Annotated in this window: 22 protein-coding genes; 11 read left to right on the top strand and 11 right to left on the bottom strand. The window is 60.1% G+C overall.

The window, feature by feature from the left end; all coding sequences use genetic code 11:
- Window positions 1-98 precede the first annotated feature (98 nt).
- Window positions 99-1,436, top strand: a complete 1,338-nt coding sequence (locus tag CKJ85_RS06655; protein WP_095553819.1) for an MFS transporter — start codon at window positions 99-101, stop codon at window positions 1,434-1,436.
- A gap of 3 nt (window positions 1,437-1,439) precedes the next feature.
- Here CKJ85_RS06655 and CKJ85_RS06650 read toward each other — a convergent pair whose 3' ends face one another.
- Window positions 1,440-4,241, bottom strand: coding sequence for an FAD-binding and (Fe-S)-binding domain-containing protein (locus CKJ85_RS06650; protein WP_095553818.1), 2,802 nt, complete (start codon window positions 4,239-4,241; stop codon window positions 1,440-1,442).
- Window position 4,242: 1 nt separating this feature from the next.
- On the opposite strand from CKJ85_RS06650, the gene CKJ85_RS06645 reads away from it, so the two are divergent.
- Entirely contained in the window at window positions 4,243-4,977 is a 735-nt protein-coding gene (locus tag CKJ85_RS06645; RefSeq protein ID WP_233126984.1) for a GntR family transcriptional regulator, read from the top strand.
- Window positions 4,978-5,274: 297 nt separating this feature from the next.
- Here CKJ85_RS06645 and CKJ85_RS06635 read toward each other — a convergent pair whose 3' ends face one another.
- Window positions 5,275-6,627, bottom strand: coding sequence for a TRAP transporter large permease subunit (locus tag CKJ85_RS06635; RefSeq protein ID WP_095553816.1), 1,353 nt, complete (start codon window positions 6,625-6,627; stop codon window positions 5,275-5,277).
- A gap of 292 nt (window positions 6,628-6,919) precedes the next feature.
- Between CKJ85_RS06635 and CKJ85_RS06630 the strand changes: the two genes are divergently transcribed.
- Both CKJ85_RS06630 and CKJ85_RS06625 read left to right on the top strand, forming a co-directional pair.
- Window positions 6,920-8,065 carry an MFS transporter gene (locus tag CKJ85_RS06630; RefSeq protein WP_095553815.1) on the top strand — a complete coding sequence of 382 codons (1,146 nt, stop codon included), beginning with the start codon at window positions 6,920-6,922 and terminating at the stop codon, window positions 8,063-8,065.
- 219 nt (window positions 8,066-8,284) lie between these two features.
- Window positions 8,285-9,601 (top strand): short-chain fatty acid transporter, encoded by a 1,317-nt coding sequence (locus CKJ85_RS06625; protein ID WP_095553814.1) that lies wholly within the window; start codon window positions 8,285-8,287, stop codon window positions 9,599-9,601.
- A gap of 198 nt (window positions 9,602-9,799) precedes the next feature.
- Here the strand turns inward: CKJ85_RS06625 and CKJ85_RS06620 are convergent, their stop codons facing one another.
- The 6 genes from CKJ85_RS06620 to CKJ85_RS06595 all read right to left on the bottom strand — a co-directional run bounded on the left by CKJ85_RS06620 (window position 9,800) and on the right by CKJ85_RS06595 (window position 18,559).
- Window positions 9,800-10,753: an NAD(P)/FAD-dependent oxidoreductase gene (locus CKJ85_RS06620; protein WP_095553813.1), complete on the bottom strand. Its 954-nt coding sequence runs from the start codon at window positions 10,751-10,753 to the stop codon at window positions 9,800-9,802.
- A gap of 240 nt (window positions 10,754-10,993) precedes the next feature.
- Window positions 10,994-12,085 carry a Wadjet anti-phage system protein JetD domain-containing protein gene (locus tag CKJ85_RS06615; protein WP_095553812.1) on the bottom strand — a complete coding sequence of 364 codons (1,092 nt, stop codon included), beginning with the start codon at window positions 12,083-12,085 and terminating at the stop codon, window positions 10,994-10,996.
- The gene (locus CKJ85_RS06610) at window positions 12,072-15,407 is read right to left on the bottom strand and encodes an ATP-binding protein (RefSeq protein WP_095537832.1); all 3,336 of its coding nucleotides are present in this window, start codon (window positions 15,405-15,407) and stop codon (window positions 12,072-12,074) included. Before CKJ85_RS06610 ends, CKJ85_RS06615 begins: the two co-directional genes overlap by 14 nt.
- Complete coding sequence (locus tag CKJ85_RS06605) at window positions 15,404-15,991, bottom strand: DUF4194 domain-containing protein (protein WP_095537833.1); 588 nt, start codon at window positions 15,989-15,991, stop codon at window positions 15,404-15,406. The genes CKJ85_RS06610 and CKJ85_RS06605 overlap by 4 nt, the downstream gene beginning before the upstream one ends.
- Window positions 15,992-17,464, bottom strand: coding sequence for a DUF3375 domain-containing protein (locus CKJ85_RS06600; RefSeq protein ID WP_095537834.1), 1,473 nt, complete (start codon window positions 17,462-17,464; stop codon window positions 15,992-15,994).
- 252 nt (window positions 17,465-17,716) lie between these two features.
- On the bottom strand, window positions 17,717-18,559 hold the full coding sequence (locus CKJ85_RS06595) for a hypothetical protein (protein ID WP_095537835.1): 843 nt from the start codon (window positions 18,557-18,559) through the stop codon (window positions 17,717-17,719).
- 386 nt (window positions 18,560-18,945) lie between these two features.
- Between CKJ85_RS06595 and CKJ85_RS06590 the strand changes: the two genes are divergently transcribed.
- A complete protein-coding gene (locus tag CKJ85_RS06590) occupies window positions 18,946-19,353 on the top strand; it encodes a cupin domain-containing protein (protein WP_233126983.1) in 408 nt (135 codons plus the stop codon).
- 16 nt (window positions 19,354-19,369) lie between these two features.
- Here CKJ85_RS06590 and CKJ85_RS06585 read toward each other — a convergent pair whose 3' ends face one another.
- The 3 genes from CKJ85_RS06585 to cas2 all read right to left on the bottom strand — a co-directional run bounded on the left by CKJ85_RS06585 (window position 19,370) and on the right by cas2 (window position 21,305).
- A complete protein-coding gene (locus tag CKJ85_RS06585) occupies window positions 19,370-19,801 on the bottom strand; it encodes a DUF488 family protein (protein ID WP_095553811.1) in 432 nt (143 codons plus the stop codon).
- Window positions 19,801-20,589, bottom strand: a complete 789-nt coding sequence (locus CKJ85_RS06580) for an NADPH-dependent oxidoreductase (protein WP_095278428.1) — start codon at window positions 20,587-20,589, stop codon at window positions 19,801-19,803. The genes CKJ85_RS06585 and CKJ85_RS06580 overlap by 1 nt, the downstream gene beginning before the upstream one ends.
- 413 nt (window positions 20,590-21,002) lie before the next feature.
- Window positions 21,003-21,305 (bottom strand): CRISPR-associated endonuclease Cas2, encoded by a 303-nt coding sequence (cas2, locus tag CKJ85_RS06575; RefSeq protein ID WP_095553810.1) that lies wholly within the window; start codon window positions 21,303-21,305, stop codon window positions 21,003-21,005.
- Window positions 21,306-21,341: 36 nt separating this feature from the next.
- Between cas2 and CKJ85_RS11855 the strand changes: the two genes are divergently transcribed.
- From CKJ85_RS11855 to CKJ85_RS06560, 6 genes are all read left to right on the top strand, one after another.
- Window positions 21,342-21,545 carry a type IIL restriction-modification enzyme MmeI gene (locus CKJ85_RS11855; RefSeq protein ID WP_143340168.1) on the top strand — a complete coding sequence of 68 codons (204 nt, stop codon included), beginning with the start codon at window positions 21,342-21,344 and terminating at the stop codon, window positions 21,543-21,545.
- Window positions 21,546-21,556: 11 nt separating this feature from the next.
- On the top strand, window positions 21,557-21,964 hold the full coding sequence (locus CKJ85_RS12365) for a type IIL restriction-modification enzyme MmeI (RefSeq protein WP_369825029.1): 408 nt from the start codon (window positions 21,557-21,559) through the stop codon (window positions 21,962-21,964).
- Window positions 21,965-22,004: 40 nt separating this feature from the next.
- Window positions 22,005-22,247: a hypothetical protein gene (locus tag CKJ85_RS11850; RefSeq protein WP_143340167.1), complete on the top strand. Its 243-nt coding sequence runs from the start codon at window positions 22,005-22,007 to the stop codon at window positions 22,245-22,247.
- A 105-nt stretch (window positions 22,248-22,352) separates the two neighbouring features.
- Window positions 22,353-22,745 (top strand): hypothetical protein, encoded by a 393-nt coding sequence (locus CKJ85_RS12240; RefSeq protein ID WP_233126982.1) that lies wholly within the window; start codon window positions 22,353-22,355, stop codon window positions 22,743-22,745.
- Between the two features lie 5 nt (window positions 22,746-22,750).
- Window positions 22,751-23,092, top strand: coding sequence for a hypothetical protein (locus tag CKJ85_RS12235; protein WP_233126981.1), 342 nt, complete (start codon window positions 22,751-22,753; stop codon window positions 23,090-23,092).
- Between the two features lie 134 nt (window positions 23,093-23,226).
- The gene (locus CKJ85_RS06560) at window positions 23,227-23,838 is read left to right on the top strand and encodes a recombinase family protein (protein ID WP_095553809.1); all 612 of its coding nucleotides are present in this window, start codon (window positions 23,227-23,229) and stop codon (window positions 23,836-23,838) included.
- Window positions 23,839-24,514: the final 676 nt, after the last annotated feature.

The raw sequence follows: 24,514 nt of genomic DNA, 5'->3' as shown, positions 1-24,514 counted from the left end.
CGCCCGTGCGCTGCGGAAAGGGGGGTCCTGTAGCATGGCATGCACCCGACGGCCGTCACGTTTTCCAAGATGGCGCCGGTGAAACCAGGAGAGTCACAGTGACAACTTCACACGGAATCGAGTCGGCGCGGCAGGCGTCGACAAGCGAAAAGCTCACGAACGAGCACAAGCGCGTCCTCGGCGGCGCGCTGGTGGGCACCACCATCGAATGGTTCGACTTCTTCATCTACGCGCAGGCTGCCGGCCTGATCTTTGCCACGCAGTTTTTCAACCCGGTCGCTGACGCCTCGCCGGGGCTGGCGCAGATTATCGCCTGGGCCTCGCTCGGTATCTCCTTTTTGTTCCGGCCCTTCGGCGCGATCCTCGCTGGCCACCTCGGCGACCGTATCGGGCGCAAACCCGTGCTTGTACTCACGCTCGTCGGCATGGGCCTGGCGACGTTCCTGATGGGGCTTTTGCCGAACTACGAGGCGTGGGGGATTGCCGCGCCGATCCTGCTCGTGGTGCTGCGGATCGTGCAAGGCATGTCCGCGGGCGGCGAGTGGGGCGGTGCAGCGCTCATCGCCGTCGAGCACGCACCCGTGCTGCGGCGCGGCTACTTCGGCGCGTTTCCGCAGCTCGGCGTGCCACTGGGGATGATGCTCGCGACCATCATGATGCTCACACTCACCGCTGCGATGACGCCCGAACAGTTCGAGACCTGGGGTTGGCGCATCCCATTCCTGTCCTCGCTCGCGCTGATCCTGGTTGGCTTCTTCATCCGCCGCTCCGTCGAAGAATCGCCCGTATTCACCGAGATGGAGCAGCTGCGCGAACGCTCCTCCGCACCGCTGAAAGACCTGTTCGCCGGCTACTCCAAGCTGGTCGCGCAGTGCGCGCTCATCTTCGCCGGCAACAACGCCGCCGGCTACCTGCTCATCGCCTTCTTCGTCTCCTACGGGTCGCAGACACTCAGCTTCACGCGCCCCGTAGTGCTGGGGATCATGCTGCTCGGCAGTGGCGCGTGGTTCATCTCCACACTGGTCAGCGGGCAGATTTCCGACGTCATCGGGCGCCGCGCCGTCTTCTTCTGGGGCTACGTCGCGCTCATCCTGTGGTCGCTGCCGCAATGGGTACTCGTCGACTCCGGCGAGATTTTCCTCTTCGCCCTGGCCACCATCGTCCTCGGCATCCTGCTCGGCGTGACCTACGGGCCGCAATCCGCCCTCTACGCCGAAATGTTCCCCGCCTCCGTCCGCCTGTCTGGCCTGAACATCAGCTACGCGCTCGGCTCCATCATCGGCGGCGCGTTCGCTCCGATGATCTCGCAAATGATCCTGGAACGCACCGGCAACGCCATCTACATCGGCGTGTACATCGCGGTGCTGTGCGTGTGCTCGATGCTGGCCGTGGTGGCCGTGCCGAAGGGGATCCAGGGGCGCGCGCTGAGGGAGTAGGTGTTATAGGTCGGCATCTGCCAGAACGTCGCGGACAATCTCCGCCATGTGCTGGGCCTCCTTGCCCGTCCCCTGCTGCACCTGTGTACGGCAGGAGAAGCCGTCGGCAACAACGATACCGTCGTGTTCACGCACTCTCGGGAACAACTCTCTCTCGCCGAGCTCAAACGACATTTCTGCGTGGCCATCTTCATAACCCCAGTTGCCCGCGAGGCCGCAGCAACCGGTTTGAATCTCTTCCATGTCGTATCCCAATGCATCGAGAATGAGCGCTGACTGTTTTGGATCACCTAGCGATTTCTCGTGGCAGTGAACCTGGGTAAGCACGGACCCTGACTGAGGTTTTAGACGCCCCTCTTCGACGAGCTGCTTGATCTTTGGTGCAACAACTTCGGAGAAAGATTTGGTCGCCTTAGCGAGCTCGGCCACACGCGGGTCACGCGTCTGTGAGACTGCGTCATGCTGCAACATCGTCGTACACGAAGGCTCGATCGCCACGACTTCGAGTCCCTGTGAAATGTACGGTTCAAAGACTTTAGCTGAGTGCTCGAGTACCCGTCGCGTCATGTCGAGCTGACCTGTCGAGTGCCACGTGAGTCCGCAGCACACGAATTCATCGGGAACGATTACGTGGAATCCCAAAGATTCCAGCACCTCAATGGCCGCCTGCGCAGGCCCCGTATTGAGCTTCGAGTTGAAAGAATCGGGCCAGAACACGATTGGCTCGCCGGTAGATTTAGGAACGCGTTTCTTGGCCCATTTTTGGAGTGATTCTGGCGCGAAGCTAATCAGGGGACGACTCGAGTCCAGCCCGCCAACTTTAGCCATGATTTTCGCGGTAACAGTGGACTGCATGAGTGCTCCTGCAATGCGCGGCACTACAGGGAGCCGGTGTGCAATCTCGCTGAGAAGGGGAAGCCACCCCATGAGGTAGTGCACGCGGGGCCGTAACTTCCCTGAGTACCGGTTATGAAGGAACTCCGACTTATACGTGGCCATGTCAACGTTGACCGGGCATTCAGACGCGCATGCCTTGCAGGAAAGACATAAATCGAGTGATTCTTCGACGTCAGTAGAGTCGACGGTCTCTCCTCGGAAAAGCTCGGACAGCACGCGGGCGCGACCACGCGTGGAATGCACCTCGTCGTGAGTGATCTGAAAAGAAGGGCACATTGACCCTTCCATGGATCGACAAGCGGAAACGCCTACGCAGCGGTTCACCGCGTTAGTGAAACTTCCGTCATCTTGTAGGAAAAGCTGAGTGGGAGCGATCTCATTTTTTCGTTGCGCGGGTTCCATGCGGAGTCCATCGGTGACCGTGTCAGCCCATACGAGGACACCTGGGTTCATTACACGCTGTGGATCGAAGAGAAGTTTGAACTCTTCAAATACGTTTCGCATTTCGGGACTGTACATTTTGGAAAGCAACGAGGACCTCGCTCTTCCGTCGCCGTGTTCACCAGAAAGCGATCCGCCGTACTTAGTCACCAAATCTGCGGCTTCGTTCATGAATTTCTCGAAGTGGGTAATGCCCTCCTCCGTGTGGAAATCAAAACTGATCCGCACGTGGACGCAGCCTTCACCGAAGTGCCCGAAGGGGATGCCCCGATAGTTGTATTTCGCCATCAGTGCGTAAAGGTCGCGCAGATAATCAGCAAGGTTTTCCGCAGGGACCGCTGAGTCCTCCCAATTCGGCCACGCCTCTCCGCCGTCGGGCAAGCGCGTCACGGTTCCAGCAGAAGCTTCACGGATTCGCCACAGCGCCCTTGCTTCTGCGTGATCACTCACGACGACCGCACCGGTGTGCTCAATCGATGCAGTTAACGATTCTGCCACCGCATTAGCTTCTTCTTGGGTATCGCCAGTAGTTTCGCAGTACAGCCATCCGCCCGCGTTGGGCTGTCCAGGGAGATTATCGCCTGCTCGCTCTTGCCCGTTCTTAGAACGGAGCGCATCGAGCAAATCGCCGCCCATACCTTCGATGGTTGCGACGCCGGGGCGCCGCAGACGGGGCGCTGCAGCCGCGGCGGCGAATACGTCGCTAAAAGATAAGACGGCAAGTGCAGTATGTAGCGGCTTACGGATGAGGCGGACGGTCATGCGCGTGATAACGCCTAGCGTGCCTTCGGACCCTGCGATCGCCTTCGCTACATCAGACCTTAAGTAGTGCAATCCGTACCCGGAAACTTGGCGAGGGAACCGACCGAGTTCTTTCTCGATTAGATCCTCGTGCTTTGCATATAGCGTTTTGATTGCCTCGTCGAGTTCGGGGTCGTCGCACCCGGACTCGGTAAACGTCACTAACTTCCCGCTGGGGAGAGCCAATGTCACGTCAACTAAATTTTCAGCAGCAGTGCCGTAAGCAACGGAGTGTGAACCACACGCATTGTTAGCTACCATGCCGCCGATTGTGCAGCGAGAGTGCGTAGAGGGGTCGGGACCATACGTGAGTCCATATGCCCCAGCCGCATCACGCAATTCATCACAAATGACCCCTGGTTCTACGACCGCCGTTTGCGATTCAGGATCTATGGAAAGAATCCGGTTGAAGTGCCGTGAGGTGTCGATGATAAGCCCGTCGCCAATTGCATTACCGGCGACCGATGAACCCCCACCGCGCCCCACAATTGGCCAACCTCGCTGTTGTGCGTAATCAATTCCCTCGAGGATTTCATCTACGGAGTTGGGCTCAAGCACTGCCGCGGGCACACGGCGGAACAGCGACGCATCGGATGAGTAGGCGGCGCGGGTCGGCATATCGCGACGAAGTTTCTGCAGGAGAGAAGTTTGAGGTTCAGGTACCATTATGTTCCTTATGACGAGAAAAGCGGATGCGGTTGTGGACTACGTTCGAGGTGCAATTCGATCAGGGGCTATGCGACCGGATGAATGGTACAGCGTGGCGCAGCTTGCGTACGAGCTCGACATTTCCCGCTCGCCGGTCCGGGAAGCGCTGCTCAAGTTGCAGGAAGCCGGGCTTATTCGGTTTGCGAAAAACCGTGGCTTTGAGGTTATTGAGACGGGTCCGAACGAAGTCGCAGAAATTTTTGCCATCAGGCTCGGCATCGAACCATCGGCCGCTTACCGCGCGGCACGTTTCCGCACCCCTGAGCAACTGGCGGAGGTGTACCGATTGATGGTGGCAATGCAGGAGTGCGCTGACCGAGGGGACGAAACTACGTTTTTCGTGCACGATCGGGCCCTCCACGTGCAGCTGTACGAAATGAGCGGGTCGAGATACGGGCAAGGTTTTATGGAACGCCTGAGGGATATTACCGGAATTCTGGGGCATACCACCGCTGGCACGTCCAGGACGCTGCATGACATTCTCGATGAACACCGGCCGATAATCGAAGCGGTCATCGGGGGACACTCGGCGGAAGCTGCAGCTGAAATGCGTGACCATTTGACCATTACGGGGAAGCTGCTCACCCGGCAAGCGCTTCGAGCTGAGATTCTCGACAACTTCCAGGCCGTCGATGATGAGTGGTGCGCTAGAAAAGTCGACGAGATCTGGTCGAACCACGTGATTGACTGTTAGCAACCTAGCCCTCGGATTGTTTCCGCTGCTTTTCAGTCTCGCGCTCTTTCTCGGCCTGTTTACGTCGTGCCTCACGTGCTGCAGGTCGGTAGCCGAGGACGAAAGCAGAGAGAGCACACAATGTAGCTGCTCCAAACACCCAAGGAGCGAGCGCATCATTCACTCCGGTCACCATGTCACCACTACCCAGGAGAAGACCTATGCCTTGGAGACTCACAAGTGCGAGCCCTCCAATGAGGAATGCAGCGAGAAACAGGTAGAACAGAACTCGGAAGGTTTTGAATATTGTAGACATTTCTATACTCCTGGGACGTAAACCGGTAGGAAACCCATTCCAACGAGCCATGCAAGCAAAATCATTGGAACAACGAAGTACACAATGAGCGGAACAAACATCTTTGTCGGATTGGCCTCTGCCATTGCCGCGGAGAGGTAGATCGGTGCGCCAACCGGTGGTGACGCGCCTTCGGTTGCGGTGCAGAGTAAGACAGCGACGACTGCGATGGTGGGATCGATGCCGGCAGCGGTAAGTGCTGCTACTGCTGGGGCACCGATTGCAGCAGCAGTAGCTGTTGACGAGAGCGGCGTAGCGACAATTACTGCAAGTACGCCTACCACGAGGAGCATCGCCCACTTCGGCAGATCGAAAGCATCGAGGGTATTGGAGAGTTGATCGCCGACGCCCAATTCCTCCATGATGGACGCTGCTGCGAGAGCGGCGAACAGCGAAATGCCCACAGTCGCGAAGCTCGGAAGGTCCCGAACGAGCTGAGCGCGGAATTGTGCATTATTACGGCGAATGCGCCCGGCGCCCTCGATGAGTGCAATTACGGTGATGAGGATTGGTACCCAAACAATGATTGAAATCGACTTTACGCCTGCTTCACCGACCCCGGTGGAGGTCTTCAGCCAAGATGCGAGAGGGCCAATCGTGAGTAGAACCGGGATGATGATACCGAGAAAGATAGATGGAGAACGCCATCCCTGGCTCCACGCCTCGTTTAACGAGACAATGTTCTCTCGAGGCGTTTTCGGAATGCTGTCTCGTTTGGTCCAGTACCAAACGACCACGAGGCGGTATAACACTGCGTAGGCGCCGGCACACGCAAGAGTGACGTAAACCTGACTTGCCGAGGACGCGGCAGCCGCTGGCATAGCCAAAATAATAAACATTGTTGAATTCGGGGGAAGTGAAACACCGAGTCCCGAATTTCCGGCGACGAGTGTCGCGGCTCGGTTAGACGAGAATCCGGTTTGCTTCATCCAGGGAATAGTGACGGAGCCGACTGTCGCGGAGTTGCCAGCAGTTGAGCCTGCAATAAGACCCATCATTGCCGAGGAAAGGGTGGAGACATATCCCGCACCACCTCGCAGCCGTCCAAAGATTGAGTTCAAAATGGTAATCAAGCGATCAATGAGTCCAGTTGATTGGACGATGATCCCCATAAACACGAACGCCATACCTGCAAAAGTGACTTCGGAGGAAATGGCGCTAGTGATGCCATGCCAGAGAAGCTGGGGTGCCTCTCTTCCGCCGAAAAGCGCGACGCCGAGCAAACCGAGAAGAAGCGCCTCAGCAATGTCGCGTTTTAAAACGACGTTAATCAGCACCGTAATCGCGATGAAGACAAACAGCGCGAGGATGCCCATGCTTCATTCCTTTCAGATAAGAAAAAGTGATGTGAGGCACGTTACCGGTAACATGTTACGGCCGACGGAGATCGCACGAATTAACCCAATGTGGGGGTGGATGTGCGGAAAGTTCATCTTGGAAGATTGGGATTGGTGGGGAGAAGCTGGACCTTAGTGCATTGGGGAAATGGGCAATCTGCGAACGGCTGCAAGGCCTGCACCTATTGTCACACTAAGCGGTAGAAGTGGTGAGGAGACGCAATATAAATGGGCATGTATCGAATCGAGAACGTGTTTATGCTTGGCCGGTATGAGCACGCACGATCGCTTCCGCCACTTCCTTATTTTGGCGGGTGGGTTTATCGGGCCTTTCCTGGGGCAGTCGATCGCAGTAGTGTTGCCAGAATTTGCGGCGGATTTTGGGATCACCTTGCGCCAGGCGTCGTTGACTATGACCGCGTTTATGCTGCCATTCGCAACGATGATGCTGTTTTCCACATACCTTGTCCGCAATGTTGAACCTGCAAAGGTAGTGCGGTGTGCATTTTGCGTGATTGCGACCGCTGCGGTCGTACTGGCGCTCGCGCCGAATTGGTGGACGTTTCTGATCGCGTTTGTTGCCGCCGCTTTAGCAAACGCGTTTACATCTCCGCTCCTGCAAGTGATTCTGAAAGCGATGACGCGCGAGGAAGAGCTGGGTAAAGCGCTCGGGTCATATCAAGCGATGCAGTCTTGCGGGCTATTCTCTGCTCCGTTACTCGCTGGACTGTCTGTGCAGTTCACCAGTTGGCGGGCAATGTATGTCGTGCTGTTCTTCCTCACGCTTACCATCGCCGTGGCAGGGTTGCCGTCTACACCGCCGGCAGGGGAGTCTGCACCACGTGAAGGGCGCCTGCTTAGCTGGACTGCAGTCCGAGCTGCGGTGACGTTACTGGCCATCGGCACTTGTGTGATAGGTCTTGGGTTCCTTCTCGCGTTGTATGTGGGTGAGAAGTTCGGAGCGGATCCCGTGGTACGCGGTGTGGTTGTGATGGCCGGAGGATTTACATCGTTCATTTTCGCTCGGTGGGCCGGGTCATTGACTGATCGTTTTGGTGCACGAATAGTCACATCAGGGGGGCTGATTGTGGCTGCGGTCGCGTTGTTGGCATTGTGCATTGCGCCTTCGATAGTTCTGGCGGCTGCACTTTGGGGTATTGCCGTGCTCGCGGCGCAGGGCACGCAAATTTCCATCAACGTGCTTACGCTGCGTGCGCCGGGCGGGGCGCAGATCCTGTCAACAGTTCAAGCTTTCCGGTTCTACGGTAACGCGCTCACACCGTTGATATTTCTGCCTATCTACGGCGTGGGCGGGGCTTGGGCGTTCGTAGGTGCCGCTGGGGTGTTGTTGGTGCTGGGAGGGATCAGCGCCACAGGGGGTGACAGGGGACTTAGTGGGCGAGGAGCGAACGCTTGAGACAGGCTCCCGGAGAGGAAATTGCCGCACGACCATCGATTTTCCTGGGCTTTTCTTGTGGAGTCGACACTCATGGCAGGTTCAAGAATAGGCAAATGCCACCCCCGAGTTGTGAGGCGAGTGAAACTCGTTCATTGTTATGCGCTAAGTAACAGTGTTAGCGGCGGGGCGTCGAACAGAGAAGGCCTCGTTGATCAACAAGAGAGGAATGGTGGGGGTATGAATGCCTTGGCAAACTTCACCACAAACTGGGTACAGAAATATCTGCCGGATGCGTTCATCCTCGCGATCTTTCTCACCTTCATCGTCATCGCAGCAGCGATCGGGTTCACCGATTCGGGGATCATCGACGTAGTGGGATATTGGGGAGACGGATTCTCTAATCTCTTCGTTTTTGCAATGCAGATGGCATTGGTACTTCTGACCGGTTTTGTGCTTGCACTAAGCCCGTTTGTGGAGATGCTGCTGGGCAAGCTCACCGACATACCAAAGAAGCCGAACCACGCCTATGCGCTTACGGCAGCAATTTCATTTGCGTGCTGCTACCTAAACTGGGGACTCGGGCTCGTGGTCGGCGCACTGGTTGCGCGTGAGATGGGTAAGAAAGTGAAGGGAGTTCATTTTCCACTCGTTGTTGCTGCGGCGTATTCAGCGGAAATCGTACGCGGACCATCCTCGGCTATTCCGGTCGTAATGGCCACACCTGACAACTTTATGTTTGACGAGGTGGGGCTCATTCCGATTACGGACACGCTGTATAGCTGGTGGAATTTGCTGATCACTGCCCTCATTTTTGCCGCGATTATTGGCTTTTACCTGATAATGCGTGTCCCCGAGAATGAGGCTATTGCATTTGTGGACACCGTCGACGAGGAACACGTCCACGAGGAGTTGTCGGATGAACCAACGTTCGCAGAACGTCTGGATAACTCGCGTTTTTTGCTGATGCTGCTCGGTGTGCTGCCGTTGGTGTACTTAATCAACTACTTTGTTGCCGAGGGCTTCAATATCAATCTCAACACAGTAATCCTGCTCTTTCTGACGCTCGCCCTGTTTGCGCACCGAAGCGTGAAGGACTTCCTTAACGCCGTGCAAGAAGCGATCACCTCGACACGTGGGATTATTCTCCAGTTCCCTCTTTACGCCGGTGTTGCGGGCATCATGTCGGATTCGGGGTTGGTAGAGACGTTCTCCAATGCGTTCATTTCTATTGCAAACAGTACAACATTCCCACTGTTGACCTTCTTGTCGGCTGGGCTTGTGAACGTGTTTATTCCTTCCGGTGGCGGGCAGTGGGCAATCCAGGGCCCCGTCATGCTGCAGGCAGCCGAGTCGATGGGTGCAAGCATCCCTCAGACAATCATGGCGTTTGCCTGGGGTGATGCATGGACGAACCAGATTCAACCCTTCTGGGCCCTCCCGCTGCTGGGCGTTGCTGGCCTGAATGCGCGAAGCATCATGGGGTACTGCATTCTGTGGCTTGTCATCACTGGGGTGATCATCTGTACTGGTTTTATGTTGCTGACGCTGTTGTGAAATGTGTTTTCGGGCAGCGAAGCAGGGAATCCCAGAGTGGTGTACCTCATTAGGCCAGCCGCTGCGAGAACCTTAAACTTTGGTGGCTTAACCTTTCGCGTCTGGCAAAACGTGAAACCTTAGGCCCCTAAAGTTTCACGTTTCCCGAAACCTCAAGACTTCACGCGGCAAATTTGCGTCGCAGCGCAGGCGGCGCGCCTAGAGCCCCGCGACATCCTCCGCCAGCATCGCCTGGTCCACCTTGATGCCCACGGCCGCGCCCGCGCCCATCGCCTGCGGCACCTGATCCGGCGAGCTCACCACGTTGCCCGCGGCCCAGAGCCCGCTTATCGACGTCCCACCGTCCTCCACCCGAACCCAGCCGTCAGCCGTGCCGTCGACGGTAGCGCAGCCGGCCTGCTTGAGCAGCGCGTCGTTGGGGAGGAAGTCGGGCCCGGTGAAGCAGGCGTCGAACGCGGTGGCGTCGTCGCCGGCGCGCACGACCACGCCGGTTGCGGAGGCAGCGTCGGGGTCGACGCGGGTGACCGGGGTGTCGCTGATGGTGACGCCGAGGGCGTTGAGGATGCCGCGCTCTGCATCGTCGAGAAGAAGCCCGTTGGGGTAGAAGGTGAGCTGATCCGTCCATTTGGAGAGCAGCTTGGCAATGTTCGTCGTGAAAGGCGGATTTGCGCCGCCGACCAGCGCAACCTTTTGGCCACGGACCTCGTATCCATGGCAGTACGGGCAATGGAAGACGCGCGTGCCCCACATATCCTGCAGGCCGGGCACATCCGGGAGGCGGTCGGTGATGCCGGTTGCGACGAGGACGTGGCGGGAGCGCAGCGACTGGCCCGTGGAGAGGGCGGTGCGCCAACCGCCGTCGGTGAGGGAAAGCGCGTCCGCAGTCGCGCGCACGAGGGAGCCACCGAAGGACGCGAACTCGGCGTGGCCCCTTTCCAGGAGCTCCATCGGCGAAACACCGTCCATGCCGAGAATGCCGTGTGCGTGCTCGCTGAAACGATTACGAGGCTGGCCAGCGTCGACGAGTACTACTTGGCGGTTAGCGCGCGCGAGTGTGATCGCAGCGGCAGTGCCAGCGAAGCCACCGCCGATGACGATGACGTCGGGGTGAGCGTAACTGTTTGGATACGGGTTGGGTCGGTTGTGCGGCATACGGTTCCTCGTGGAGCGTGTTTGATGTGGTGCCTTCGTCACGATAATGATTCGGGATGCCAGCGCAAACGGAGCTAGCTCCATTTGCGCCGACTTCGGCAGTAAAACCCCAGTTCGCGCGAAGCTGGAAACCCCAAATGGAGCTAGCTCTGTTTAGCCCCCGCATGTTATGTCCATAGAGTTTTTGGACAAGGAGTCCAATGACTTTTTGGACAAAACGCAGCTAGCTCGCCCGCTTCCTTACACACCCCGCAGCCGCTCCACCGCGTAGCCGAAAACGATGCGTTCCTGTTCGATGCGCAGGCATCCGCCTGCGGAGTGGCTGCGCAGGTAGTCCAGGGCATCGGCCTCCCCAGAAGTAAGTCGCGTCGGCGTAAAGCGGCTAGGACTCGGCTCTTCGACGGCGAGTGCGTCGTGGTCGCGCGCGGTATCCAGATCCATGAGCACGGACCGCGTATGCGGCAGGTGTGCGCGCACGAGGTCAAGGATGTAGAAGCCGTAGGAGTCTAAGTCTCCCCAGTACAACACCTCTTTTGAAGCAAGCCAAGGCAGCTGCTTCGCCAGCACTTGCGCCAGCAGGCCGCCACCGAAGATCGCGACGATGTCCGGCAGCTCCGGCAGCGCAAGGAACGTCTGGTGGTTTTCCACGAACAACACGCGGCCCCCGGGCAGTGCCTTCAGCTCGGAAAGAGGGCACGACCAGTGCCGCACCCCGCAGAATGACGCGTCCGGGTCCAAGCTCCGCAGCTCCACCAGGACCGGCTTGTCGCGAAATCCCAACTCGCCGACTACGGCAGTCAGTACTGCGCGGTGGGCCTCCACCCACTTAGAATCCACGCCGAAGATCGGGAGCTCGCGGATGTAGTAGGCGGACGGGTCATGCGTGCGCAGCCACCGCACCACGCTGACAAAGCGGGCGACGGTGGCATCATCCCACGCCTCCCACGCAGCGAGCTTGTTTATCAAGGGGCTACGGACGTCGTCGCCAAGTGAGGCGGCAAAGCCGTCGAGCAGCGTGTTGATGCGCAGCCAATGCTTAGCGCGACCGGCAACGCGGGCAGCAGTGGCGGGGCTGTCCAGCACTACGCGCGCCGGGAGTGCGTAGGTGCCCAGGTAGCCGAGCTTCTTCTCCTCCCACTCCGCAGTGATGCGGCTGCGCTTCCATTCCTGGATCCAGGCCTGCACCGCGCGCCCCTCATCAAGCTCGGCGGCACGGCCCGTCGGTGGCAGCAGGTTCACCGTGAGCGGCGAGAAATCGCCGGCAAGCCAGGCCCGGTGGTTGCGGGCATAGAACGTGGCAGCGCGTGTGCGTACCTGGTCACAGGTCTTCATCGAGGGCCTCCTCGATGGTGAGTGTGCTGGTCTGCGAGTGCTTGCGGTCCGGGCACTCCACCATCAGCACGCCGCCGATGTAGTCCTGCACCGTCTGCAAAAGCTTCTCGGGCGTGGCGAGGATCATGTGGAATCCGAACTTTCTGAACGCTCCCATGGCCGCGCGCGTGAATTCGGCGTCGGCGCGGTCGAAGGCTTCATCCAGCACGATGGTGCCAAAGCGGGGGTACATCGCATCCTCAACCTCGACCACGGATTTGTTCGCTTGCGACGGGTTCGCGCCCATCCCCGTGAGCCGGTAGCGCAGCGCGGCGGCGAGGCAGAAGGAGGAGAGCTTCTGGGCCTGGCCGCCGGAGAGTCCTTCGGCAGAGTCGTATACTGCGCCGCGGACGCCGTCGGTGCCGTACTCCACGCCCAGGAACTTCACGTGCTGACGCGTGTCCAGGCGCAGCTTCTGTTCGCGGGCGCTCGTGGTGTCGGAGATCGTGACCGCCTCGATCACCTCGCGGATTGTGTGGAAGCGGCGCTCGCTGTCCTCTAGATCGGCCTCGTTGATCATGCCGTCGAGCGTGGCGTCGATAAGCTCGATGAACTTGCGGGCGATCTGCGGCTGCGCCTCGCGGACCTCAATTTGCAGGTGCGTGCCGGGGTAGAACTCGACCTGCGCCAGGGAATCGTTGATGGTTTGGATGGACTTGCGCGTATTGCTGGCGGCCTCGCGGATGAGGCGGCGGAGGCGGCCGAAGTGCGTGCGCGTCTGTTCTTGGAGGAGGTCCTTGAACTCCTGCTCGAAGCTCGGCAGGTTCTCCGTTTCAAGGCGGTCCAGCTCGGACAAGAACGCCTGCTGGTAGCTCTTGTCCGCCTGCAGGTCGCCCTTGCGGCTCTCCCACTTGTGCAGGTAGCGGTGCATTGCGTCGAGCATCCGGCTCTCGCACTTGAGGTCGCGGCGGTTGAGTTCGTCGAGCTCGGCGGTGATGGCCTTGCGCAGCTGCTCGTGCACGCGGTCGATATTCTTCTCGTCGATGGTGCCGGCACGCTTGGACAGCCTGCCGTGGACCTCCTCCGGTGGGGCTCCGCGCTCGAGGCGCGCCTGAGCCTCGGCAAGCGCCTGTTCCGCCTGCTCGAGCTTTTGGCGCAGCCCGCCGCGCTGTTCAATCAGCCCGTTGAGGTGGCCTTGGGCCTGGCCCAGTCGCTTCTCGCGGACTTTGAATTGCTTCTTCAATTCGGCGACCTCCGCGTTGCCGTCGGTGAGCCGGTCCACCAGCTCCTGCGACTCTGCGAGCAGGCGGGCCGCGGTCGCGGTGTCGATCTCGCTGAAATCTGTTGTCTCTTGGAGACGCTCCACCGTGGAAATCTGGTCGCGGGCCGTCTTCATACGGCGCTTTGCGGTATCGCGCGCCTGCTCCGCCTGCGCTAGCTCCTTGCCCACGCGTTGCAGCTCTACGTGCAGTGCGTCGATCTTGTCGTCCAGATTGCCCCACAACACCCACGTGCTCGTGTCGTCGATGCGCCGGCGGTCGTCCTTCACGTGGTCCGCTTCGCTGTGCTTGACCTGGCCATTGCGGGTTACCGCGCGACGGGCGCGCCGGAACTCATCCAGGGACTCGCAGCACTGGTGGTCGAACCGGCGGGCGAGCTGCGACTGCACCCAGTTGTAAAAGCGCCCGTCGGCCACGTCGATCTTCGTGCCGAGCGTGCCGTGTTGAAAGCTCCGGGGCGCCGCGAACTCCTGCTCCGGTGTGATGCGGGTGTACTGCAGCTTTGCGCCAAGGTGCGTGGCATCAATAGCTGTCGAGACTGCGCGGTAGTGCTCTTCGGGTACCAAGAGTGTGCGGGCGAACCCGCCCATGACGCGCTCGGCCGCGCCCTGCCAGGCGCCTTCGCCTTGACTGACAGAGATGAGGTCGGCCACAAACGGCAGGTCTTTCTCGCGGATGCCGGCCGCGTCGGCGATTATGGCGCGAGCTCGCAGCAGTCGAGAATCCATCGCTGAACTGTACTTGTGCAGCGTTTGCAGCTCGGTCTTGAAGGCTGTCTGGGTCTCCTGCAGCTTGCCCACGAGCTGGATCGCGGTGGTAGCTTTGGCGTCTTCTGCGTCGTGCTGCGCGCACAGGTTGTGCAGGTCCTTTCCCAGCTGGTGTGAAATGCGCGCAAATTCCTCCGCTGAGCCAGGTGGCGTGAGTTGGAGCACCCGCAGCCGGGAGGCGAAGGCTTCCGCGGCCTTGTTGACCTGGTCGAGGCGTGTGCGGCGGCTGTCGCGGGTCATTTCGGCCTTGGCCAGGCCGGTGTCCTGTTTGCCGTCGATAAGCTGGCGCAGCTCCTCGCGCTCGCTGCGAAGCGTCTCTACTTCAGCCTCGCCGGCCGTGATCGCGCCGCCCAGCGCTTCGAGGTCGTTGCGGTGCCGCTCGCAGGCGCGCTCGGCGAATTGCGCCTTCCAGCCGAAGACGAAGGGGTCGAGCCACGCCTGTTCCTCGGCCACAACCGCGGTGGCACGGGCGATCTCCTCGCGAGCATGCGCGGCTTCGCGGACGGGAACGAGGTGCTCGATCTGCTCACGCGCGTTTACCACTGCGGTGTAGGCGCCGTGCAGCGCGGTGAAGTTCTCGGCCGCCTGTTTGGCCACGGCAAACGTGTCGGGCTCCGGAAGCATGAAGGTGCGCATGAGGTGGTTGAGATCCCCCAGCGTCTTCGCTGATTGCGTGCGGTGCAGGAGCTCGAGCGCGCCACTGTCGGCGATGCCCAGCGCTCGCTGCAGCGCGGCGATGAACTGCGGGTGCTTGCGCCCCACGTTCAGCGCATCGCCGTAGTCCTGCTTCGCCTGCGTGATCGGCAGGTTCTTCACCGCAAGCGTTTCAAACTCCGTGAGATCCGCATCGCGCGGCAGTAGCAGATACAGGTCCGTGATGTCCTGGTCAGCGTGCGCGTTGGCGGCGAGGAACATGAGCCTGCAGGCGGTGATCGTCTCGCCCGTGCCGTTTTCGTAGCGAAGGAGCACACCGCTCCACGTCGCGCCGTTCCGGAGGTACGAGCGGGTCAGCTCATCCAAGTCCTCGGAGTGTTCACGGCGCCACGCCCCGCGGCAGTACGTGATCATGGTGCGCCCGGAACGCTTTTGGTTGTCCGCAGCGGCGTTGAACGAGCGCTTGCTCGGCGGGACCAGGATGGCGGAGATGGCGTCGATGAGCGTGGACTTGCCGGAGCCGGAGGGGCCGGTGATGAGGTAGCCTTCGCGGGCAATGTCGACGCTGTGCAGGCCGTTGAAGGTGCCCCAGTTGTAGACCTGGACACGGGAGAGGCGGAATTGGCCGGGGATGGTGGTCATGGCTGCTGCTCCAGAAAGGTGCGGAAGGATTCGGTGATTGCGGCGATCTCCTCGCCGGAGAAGACGATGCGCAGGACGGGGGAGACCTCGAACCGGCCTTCGGTCGGGGTGTCGATGACTATTGAGTTCCGCTTCATCTTGTTCCACGACGCCGTGAACTGCTTGCGTGGATTCGACTTATCGGTTGTGGATTTCCCCTGGTAGGGCACCGTGGCCTCGAAGACCTCGTCTTCGTTGACAATCGTGCGCTCGGTGGGGCTGGTGGAGACGAGCTCGCGCCGCAGGTGCAGAATTATGACCGTATCCATGAAGGTCAGCGAGGTCTTGCGCAGCATCGCGCGCTTGTCGGGGACGTCCACCTCCCACGCCTTGGTGTAGGCCACGCCCGCGTCATCGTCCACGATGAGCGTGAGGAAGAGGTTGTCCAGCTGCTGCGCGAGCACTTCGCGAGACCCGGACACGGTCTGAAACACCTCCGGCGTCTTGATGCTGGACACGTACGGGCCGCGGATGAGCTCCGCGAGCGCCCTGCGCTGCGGGCCGGTGAGCGTGCCGGTGTCGCCGTCGTAGAGTTTGTTGTCCATTTATGGCCGTCCAATCGTGGTGTCGAATTCAAACCGTTCGTATCGCGCGCGCAGCCTCGTACCGTCCGCGCGCGTCCAATGCAGCAGCTCGGTGCCGTCCCTTCGCTCGCCGTGCCTGCGCGCAAGTTTGATCAGCCCCACCACGCTCGCAAGCCCCTGGGTCGCAGGGTGCGCGGAGAGCACATCGCTTATCGACGCCCTGCCGTCCCGCTCCACCACGTCGTTCACCGCCCCGCGCAGCTCCTCCCAGTCGATCTCGTTCTCCCGGATGCGCTGGCGCATCGCCTCCATATCGATCGACCCCTGCTCATTGATCTCCATGCCGCGGTCGATCTTGTACTCCATCGGGTCGTGCAGCTTCCAGCTGGACAGTGACGTCGGCTGCATCGTTGTTAACTCCAACTCAACACCGACCGGGCTGTGGGTGCCGATGCCCTCCTGCGCGAGCTGCAGCGCCATCTGCTGCGCGGCGTTGATCGACTTGATCAGTGCCTGCTGGGACTCGGCTTCACGGGATTGCACAAAGCGTCGTAAAGAGCGCGAAAGGTTGGTCATGGAATCGTGGACTTGGCCCGACGACACGTCCAGCGTGTCCACGAATTGGCCCAGCTCAGCGCGCTCCATCGGCGAGAGCTTGCGCACGAAGTCGCGCGACAGGACGGTACTCACGGTGGCGTCGAGCTGCTTCGACTGCTCCGGATCCAAGAAGACCTCGTAGAAGCCGCTAAACGCTTTGCCAGCCTCGGACTGCGTGATGAGGTCCACGCCACGGAACACGTTTTCCAGCACGTCGCGCGCGTGAAGCTTCTCCTCGACGATGGACTCACGAAGCTCCCGGTCCACGTCCTCGATCTCCTCGCGCACCCGCGAAAAATCGGTGGGAAGGTCGCTGACCAGCGACAGGATCTCTCGCGCCTTCTCCACCGCTTCCTCGTCCGAGATGGAGACAACGCCGTTCATACGAACCTGGTCGATCCGGTGTTGGATCGCATCGCGCTGCGCCTCCAACCTGCGGATCGCGTTCGCCTCGTCTTCGTCGGTTTCGGCGGCGAGGTCGCGCAAGCCAGTAATGAGGGTGCTCAGCCGCGACTTTGTCACCGACCGCTGCGGATTGGTGAGCTGCTGCACGTAATCGATCGCCACGTGGGCGTCGGTGGACAACTCGTACAGTTCCTCGCGGGTGCCCTGCGGGCTGCGGCGCACCAAGTACCCATCCTTGACCCAGTCATTGATGTAGGCCACACCGGTCTTCGGCAGCTCCATGTCGGTCTGCTCCCGGATGTCCACCAGCATGGCGTCGACGGCGAGCGCGAAATCGGAGCCGGCGACCTGGCGATTATCCCCTTCAAACACCGACCGCAAGATGGCCAGGACGGCGGGGGCATTCTTCGCGCGAAGTATCACCCAGGCCGGGTTCGAGGTGGATAGCCTGAGCTGCTCAAGCGTCGTGGCAACCACTGAGATGCTGTTCATGCCTTCAACTTAGCAACGGCACCGGACATGACCTGCGGTTTTCTCGAACGGGTGGGCGGTTGGCCTCGATGGAGCTAGCTCCATCTACAACAGCGCCGACCGGAAAACCCCAGGTCGCGGCCTGGCGGTTGGCCTACATGGAGCTAGCTCCGTTTGCACCAGCGCCGCCTCTGTCGCCTGGCCTGGTGAAACGCCCACGAAACGCCCACAAAACGCTCACGAAACGCCAGCCAAGCCAGCCAAGCCAGCCAACTACCCGCCCATCCCAGACTTCCACGCCGCGAGCGTCGTGTGCAGCGGGCGCGGCGCGAAGTTCACCGTGTACGCCCCCGGCTCCGCCTCCGCCTTGAAGCACAGCACCCCGCTGTTGGTTTGCCCGTGCTCAAACGTCAAGTTCAAGTGGTTGAAACCGGGCGCGTAGCTGGGCTCCACGGTCTTCCCGCTCGGCATGGTGAGCACGAAGTCGCTCTTGGAAATCCACAGCTCGTCATTGGTCATGTTGAGGAATGACACGTCGTGGCAGAGGATGTTGTCCTCGCCGTATTTCCCCATGTCGCGCACCGGCCCGACGCCGATGCGCATGCCCCCGACATTCGCCACCTCGCCGGCCTCGAGTGGCGTGAGCTCGAAGGCGCTTTTCGACGGAGCCTCCATCCCCCTCGGACTCACCGGAACCGGATCCTGCACCCCGGAATTTGGGTCGTAGTCGTCCGGGCGGTACATGGCGGGCTCCTCGCCCGCCTCCTTGGCTTGCGAGATCCGCTCATCCACCGCCCCGAAATTCGGGAACTCAGCCTCTGCCGTCGGCGACTGTTCCCGACCTTGCGTAGTCTCCGCCCCGCTGGGACCATCGGTCATCGAGGTGTAGATCAACCCGATCGCCCCGGCCACCGCCAGCGCCAACACGATGACGACCCACCAGTTCTTGAACTCAAACAGCGTTCTTTCCTCCGGGTCGGAAGGGACGTCGTCGCGCCAGTGCTGCCCCGACCCGAACTCGCCAGGCCCGAACACACCGGACCCGTCGGCCCCGGGCTGGTTCGAACTCGGTTGGTACGAGTAGTGCTTGTACGGATTCGGGTTCTTGCTGCTCATGTGCTGGTCCTTTCGGGAGGGCCGGCGAGGCCGCGCCGGGCGCGGCAACGCTTCGAACACCCCTCACAGTACCGGCCGGCGCGCCCCTGCACACGCCCCGCGACAGCTGCCACGTTTCCCGAATCCACCCCCAAGCCCCGCCCCGTACCTCGACGCCCCGCCACCCAAACGGCGCTAGCTCCTTTTGCACGTCGTGCACCTGCAAAACCCCAGGTCGCGACCCAGCCGCCGACCCAAACGGAGCTAGCTCCGTTTGCAGCCAGCCCCACCACCTACACGCCCCCCGATATTCCACGTCCCGAGCCGGTAAAATTGCCCACAACACCCCGAACAACAACCAGAACAACACCCCAGAAACCACCCCAGAAACCACCCCAGGAGACACGATGAACCAGGATCTCCCCGTCAACCGCCCGGAAGTGTTCGGCGACGCCGACTCCAACGACGACGCCGACCGCGCAACGCGCATCGATACCGTGAATGCCGTGGAACCGCAGCCGGGCGGCGCGCGCCCAGCGGTCAAGCGCATGTTGCAGGGCGACGGCGCGAACCTCATCGTGTTCAACTTCTGCCGTGGGCAGGCGCTTCCGGACCACAAGGCGGCGCACCCGATCACGGTGCAGTGCGTCAGCGGCTCGCTCGAGTTCGAGTGCGGCGGTGAGCGCTTCCCGCTGCAGCCGGGCGAGGTCGTTCACCTGCGCGCCTACGTGCCGCACGCGGTGTATTGCACAGACAGCGCCCCGGAGGAGGGCAACGTGCTCCTGCTCAACATGATCACCGGAGAACGCCACTGAGCCAAACGCCACTAAGTTACAGGTGCACGACTTCCACGTCGTCCCACGCCTCCGCGAGGTACTCGGCGGCGACGAGCCGGTGGCAGGTGCTGGGGTCGGCTTCGGAGCAGAGGAGTACGGCGTCGTTAAACAGCGACTGGTCCAGCGACGAGACCTCGCCGTCGTCGTATTCCGCGCGGAGCTTGCGCGCGAACTCGTCGAACTCGATCTCGTCGTGCCGGTAGGCGTGCATGAGGTCGGCGCTGGGCGCGAGGGAGAGCTCGTGCGTGTACGGCATGTCCAGGATGACCTTGAGGAAGTAGCGCAGGTCGTCCTTCTTAGTAAAGCCGGCGAGTTGGTTCGTGTTGGAGCGACGGATGTCCACCACGCGCCGGGCGCCGGATTCGCGGAGGATGTCGAAGAACTCCTCGGCGCTTTTGTGCGAGAACCCCAATGTGTACAGGCGCATTAGATGATGAACCCTTGCCAGCGGGCGGCCTGCAGCGATTCGTCGAGAAGCTCGCGCTTGGGTGTCAGTTGCTTGACCACCTGGTTGATGTAGCTGTCCACGCGCTGGTTTGCGTTGCGAAGGTCGTAGTACGTGGTCATTTCCTGGTCGTAGTCGGCGAGTGCCTCGGACCAGTTGGTGCGGTGCTGGTAGCCGTTTTCCATGACGCGGAATTCCGGCGCCATGCGCGGCTTGAGCTGCGGGTTCTGCCCCGGCCAGCCGAGCGTGAGGCCGACGACGGGGAACGTATAGCGCGGCAGCTTCAGCGTCTCGATCACCGCGGCCGTGTCGTTGTGGATGTTGCCCAGGTAGTTCGCGCCTAGCCCGAGCGATTCGGCGGCGTTGACCACGTTCTGCGCCATCAGGCACGCGTCAGTGAAGCCCTCCACGAACACCTTCGTCTTGCCCGCGCCGGTCGGGTCGTAGCCCTGTTCGCGCAAGATGGCGGCGTTTCGCGCGGAATCCACGATGAACAGCAGATACACCGGCGCCCGCTTGACGTACTCCTGATTACCGATCTCCGCCAGCCGCCCCCGCAGCTCCGGATCCGTCACCCGGATTACGCTGGCGTGCTGCATCCCGCGCGAGCTCGCCGTGCGCATGGCCACGCGGTACAGCGTCTCCAGCGTCTCGTCGCTGACGGGCTGGTCGGTGAACTCGCGGATCGTGCGGTGCGTCAGCTGCGCGCGCACCGCCGGAGGCGCGTCAATAGAGAGGTCTTCGGGCTTAGGCGCGAGTGCATCAGTCATGCAGCCCACGCTACCGTAGGGCCCATCGCTTATCGACGCCGCGTTGTCCCCACCTCACCTCCTCCCAAAATTCCGGCGCTGAACCCGCGGTCGCTGGGATGACTCATGCTACTGACCTTAACGAATGGCCGTCCCACAGAGGGGCGGCGAACGTTTCTAGCAAGGGCGAAGTGCCGCAGCATGGAACCTCAATGAAAGGCCGTCCCGTAAAGGACGGCGACTGGGGCTGAAAAACAGCACCAGTGAACAGGGTAAATCTAGCGCTTTGCGAGCGTGACGACAATCCTACAAGACGTTGCGCTATAAAAGTCATCCACTATTGAGTTCACGATGCTGATCAGGCGATTCACTGAGCGAGTGCAAACCGGGTTTTGCGTGACACCGGCGCGCTCGAAACTATGTCGCCGATTTTGCTAGAGAATCAATGCGTCATTGTCTGTGACCTCCCGTGATTTTCCAAGATACCCAAACTTTGTTTCGTTCAGTTCCGCTACTCGACCTAGATCGCAGAAAAGAATGGAGTCTTCGCCTGGATCGATAATCGTGTTCAGGCGGGACTTCACTTGTAGAAGTCTGGCGGGTGAGATGTCCACGACAAAAACGCTGTACTGCACCCGGTCTCCGAATTCCGACAGTGCATCTGCGATGCGTGTGCGTCGACGATCATTGATGATGTCATAACAGATAAGCGTTCGACGTGTATCGTCCCGGCTCATCGCACCTTCACACCTTCGTAGGATGGTTGGGAGCCCGTGATTACGCCGAGTACCATCCTGGCCCAGCTCTCTGCTTCCACCCCGTATCTGTTTCAGAAAACTCACCAACCTGAGACCAACTATGTGGGTATTCCTGCGGTTGTTTCCCAAACCAGAAATTTCTATCCCGCCGCTCACCTGCCTCCCGAGGTCATCGCCGGTAACGAGCTCTATGTGGCGGATGACCCGGAGGGACTCTGATTTCATCCTCAATGTTCATGACGTGGCAAAGATCAGTGGGAGGGCATCTTAAATCTGACCTCAGTTTCTCCAACACCCTCGTCTGGAACACGTTCTCCGTGCCGGAATTGGTTGATTCGACTCGCGAGCGGATTACTGATGTCGGCAAGCAAGTTCTTGAAGCCCGGGCGCTGTACCCGGAACGTTCACTGGCCGATCGCTACAACCCACTGGCTATGTCCCCGGAGTTGATTAAGGCCATGAGGATCTGGATCGCGGGGTCGACAGGGCGATGGGAGCTAAGGGGAGGATCGCCACCGAGCGTCAGCGCCGGGATATTCTCTTTGCTAATTACACCCGTATGGCTTAAACCCATTCTATTTGGGAAGAGCGTCAATAAATTTAGGGATTATAAAAGCCCCGGGTGCTTACTGAAGTAGAGGCACATCGGGGCGTTCAGTTAAAGGATAGCATGAAAATATGAGCAACGAAATTAGAAATGAAACTCATGGAGTTTTGGCTGGTTTTCCGCAACCTCGTTTAGAACCGTTTCTTAGGGCCGCTGAGGGTGACGAAGCGAAGGCTCTTGATCTGTACGTGTGGAATACCCAAATGGCGGGGGCTGCACTAGAGCAGATTTCACACCTTGAGATCCTACTTCGCCATGCCATCGACACTCAGCTATCAAAGAGAGTGCGTGAGGATACAAGAAAAATTCCTTAGTTTCTCTTACCCCCATTTTACTCCACACAATCGCAAGCAATCGACAAGGTTCGAGAAAGGCTTCGTTCCGAAGGAAAAGAAACTCGAGATCAAATTGTTGCTGGATTGTCTTTCGGTTTCTGGTCCGGTTGGATGGGGGCAAAGCATGAAAAGTTATGGCGTGAGACTCTGCACAACGCTTTTCCTGGGGCAGGGCTCCGCAAAGATGTCACCGTATTAGCTGAACAGATTCGTAAATTCCGCAATCGCGTTGCCCATCATGATTCTCTCTTAAATATCGATGTCGGTTTTGAAATGCGGGCAGTATTCAGTCTTGCCGAGATGATAAACAAAGATGCCGCGGACTGGATGAGAACGGTGGACCGGACGCGCGACATGGGTATTAAAAAACCAATATCCCCGTTGGATACCGTTGTTGTCCCCTCTGCACAGGCAAAACTTGATGACGGTCCGCTTAACGCGTACATATGCCAGCCTGGGCGCTTTTTCAAGAAGTAGGCCACATGGCTTTCTATGAGGGGCGAGAAATTGGGGTTGATGTGCCATGTATCAAGGCCCGTTATGACAATGTCCTTTGGAATGAGACAGAAGCGGATCGCCTTAAGCTAAGTGAGAAAAAGGAAGACAAAAAATTGGGCAAGGTGATGGCTTCTAGTCTCGAAAAGGGGTGGTCACCGGGTAAGTACCAAGTATTTCTCCTGTCTCGGGCTGGTGATCCCGATCATGTAGCCCTCGAGAAACCCCTCCAGAATGACCGCGCGGGAAAAGGGTCTGCCTTTGTAAATAAGCAAAGGTACACCAGTGTTCACCGGTTGCGTCACGCTGAAAACGTTTGGGATCTCTAAGCACATCCGTTTGTATTTTTAGGGCACACGCCAGCGGCACATGTCGGCCTCGCGCTCTTCTCGGTGTCTCAGTGGATACTCTCGAATTCAACGAGACGAAGTCCAGCAGGGTTTAGAGATAGGGGGACGGGGCGATGGTGACCTACACCGGGCAGCGCGTGGGGTACATGCGCGTGAGTTCTACAGACCAGAACCTCGACAGGCAAAGCCTCGCGATAGGCGGCTGCGACAAGATCTTCTCCGATAAAGCCTCCGGCAAGGGCGTAGACGGCCGCCAGGGGCTTCGAGAGGCCTTGAACTACCTCCGGGAGGGCGACCTGTTCGTTGTGGCCTCTATGGACCGTTTAGCGCGTTCCCTGCGTGATCTGGAGTCCATCGTCACGCGACTAACCGATGATGGCGTCACACTCCACTTCGTGAAAGAGGACCTCGTCTTTCGCCCGAACTCCGAGGACCCCTACGCGCGCTTCCAGCTCCACCTGATCGGTGCCGTGGCAGAACTCGAGCGCTCATTAATTCGCGAACGCCAGCGCGAAGGGATCGAAGCAGCAAAAGCTCGAGGCGTCTACACCGGGCGAGCGCGCGTCCTCACCGACGAACAAGCCCGCGAGGCCAAGGCCCTCGCCAAACAAGGCATGACCAAGAAAGCCCTCGCCCAGAAGTACGGGATCGGCCGCTCACCCCTCTACCGATACCTCGCGCAAACCGAAGAGACGGAACACCCCTCAGATACGCACCACGCTTAGTTACCGACGGAGGCGAGCGAGCGCACCGCTACCCCCCATCATTTCCCGCTGATTACCACTTACACGCCGAAGCGGGGGCGATTTTTTAAGTGGTCGGCAACTTAGCCTAATCAGATGTTTCCCCTCAGGGGCCTCTAGGCGGCACTCCTGATGCCACCCCCGCATCCCTCCACCCGCTCACTGGCACCCGCTAGCTGTACGGACCGGAGACGTTGATCGATGGGACCGGCATCAGCCGACCATGTGCAGGGCGATTGATTCCTTGACCTGTTCGATGAACGCCCGAGTCGCCGACCAGTATGTGGCCGGCACTGAGCTGCGTCAGCCATCGCGGTGCGACGACCACTCCGCTGCCGTCCAGTTCAGTGGTGGTCGAGGCGGCGTCGACGCTGACCTCGCCCCGCTGCGGCCATGAGATCCCAGCGCCGCGCTGACCTTGTGGCATAGAGAAGGACCACCCTCGACAGAAGCGGCGCCGAGGGTGGCGGGCGCGACCTTACGCTGTGAACCGGTGCACAACCAGAGCCATCGAGTGACCCCCAAGGTCAGGTGGCGCCCCCTCGATGGCGGCGCGGCACCCGGAGCCTAGGAGCCAAGCTGGCCAGCGTCCGGCGAACCGCGAATTCGCCCCGCGACAAGGCCGCGCCGGATGGCCGCCCTCGGACCGCGACGCTGT

It is taken from the genome of Corynebacterium sp. NML 150383, from assembly GCF_002285085.1.
Lineage (GTDB): Bacteria > Actinomycetota > Actinomycetes > Mycobacteriales > Mycobacteriaceae > Corynebacterium > Corynebacterium gottingense.
The sequence above is the reverse complement of the archived record's forward strand: the minus strand, read 5'-3'. Positions and strand labels throughout refer to the sequence as shown.

What these genes read in the sequence shown, in the direction of transcription:
- CKJ85_RS06650 (WP_095553818.1), bottom strand. Translation starts at nt 4,241, where the DNA reads ATGGTACCTGAACCTCAAACTTCTCTCCTGCAGAAACTTCGTCGCGAT.
- CKJ85_RS06645 (WP_233126984.1), top strand. Translation starts at nt 4,243, where the DNA reads ATGTTCCTTATGACGAGAAAAGCGGATGCGGTTGTGGACTACGTTCGA.
- CKJ85_RS06635 (WP_095553816.1), bottom strand. Translation starts at nt 6,627, where the DNA reads ATGGGCATCCTCGCGCTGTTTGTCTTCATCGCGATTACGGTGCTGATT.
- CKJ85_RS06630 (WP_095553815.1), top strand. Translation starts at nt 6,920, where the DNA reads ATGAGCACGCACGATCGCTTCCGCCACTTCCTTATTTTGGCGGGTGGG.
- CKJ85_RS06625 (WP_095553814.1), top strand. Translation starts at nt 8,285, where the DNA reads ATGAATGCCTTGGCAAACTTCACCACAAACTGGGTACAGAAATATCTG.
- CKJ85_RS06620 (WP_095553813.1), bottom strand. Translation starts at nt 10,753, where the DNA reads ATGCCGCACAACCGACCCAACCCGTATCCAAACAGTTACGCTCACCCC.
- CKJ85_RS06615 (WP_095553812.1), bottom strand. Translation starts at nt 12,085, where the DNA reads ATGAAGACCTGTGACCAGGTACGCACACGCGCTGCCACGTTCTATGCC.
- CKJ85_RS06610 (WP_095537832.1), bottom strand. Translation starts at nt 15,407, where the DNA reads ATGACCACCATCCCCGGCCAATTCCGCCTCTCCCGTGTCCAGGTCTAC.
- CKJ85_RS06605 (WP_095537833.1), bottom strand. Translation starts at nt 15,991, where the DNA reads ATGGACAACAAACTCTACGACGGCGACACCGGCACGCTCACCGGCCCG.
- CKJ85_RS06600 (WP_095537834.1), bottom strand. Translation starts at nt 17,464, where the DNA reads ATGAACAGCATCTCAGTGGTTGCCACGACGCTTGAGCAGCTCAGGCTA.
- CKJ85_RS06595 (WP_095537835.1), bottom strand. Translation starts at nt 18,559, where the DNA reads ATGAGCAGCAAGAACCCGAATCCGTACAAGCACTACTCGTACCAACCG.
- CKJ85_RS06590 (WP_233126983.1), top strand. Translation starts at nt 18,946, where the DNA reads ATGAACCAGGATCTCCCCGTCAACCGCCCGGAAGTGTTCGGCGACGCC.
- CKJ85_RS06585 (WP_095553811.1), bottom strand. Translation starts at nt 19,801, where the DNA reads ATGCGCCTGTACACATTGGGGTTCTCGCACAAAAGCGCCGAGGAGTTC.
- CKJ85_RS06580 (WP_095278428.1), bottom strand. Translation starts at nt 20,589, where the DNA reads ATGACTGATGCACTCGCGCCTAAGCCCGAAGACCTCTCTATTGACGCG.
- cas2 (WP_095553810.1), bottom strand. Translation starts at nt 21,305, where the DNA reads ATGAGCCGGGACGATACACGTCGAACGCTTATCTGTTATGACATCATC.
- CKJ85_RS12365 (WP_369825029.1), top strand. Translation starts at nt 21,557, where the DNA reads ATGTTCATGACGTGGCAAAGATCAGTGGGAGGGCATCTTAAATCTGAC.
- CKJ85_RS11850 (WP_143340167.1), top strand. Translation starts at nt 22,005, where the DNA reads ATGAGCAACGAAATTAGAAATGAAACTCATGGAGTTTTGGCTGGTTTT.
- CKJ85_RS12235 (WP_233126981.1), top strand. Translation starts at nt 22,751, where the DNA reads ATGGCTTTCTATGAGGGGCGAGAAATTGGGGTTGATGTGCCATGTATC.
- CKJ85_RS06560 (WP_095553809.1), top strand. Translation starts at nt 23,227, where the DNA reads ATGGTGACCTACACCGGGCAGCGCGTGGGGTACATGCGCGTGAGTTCT.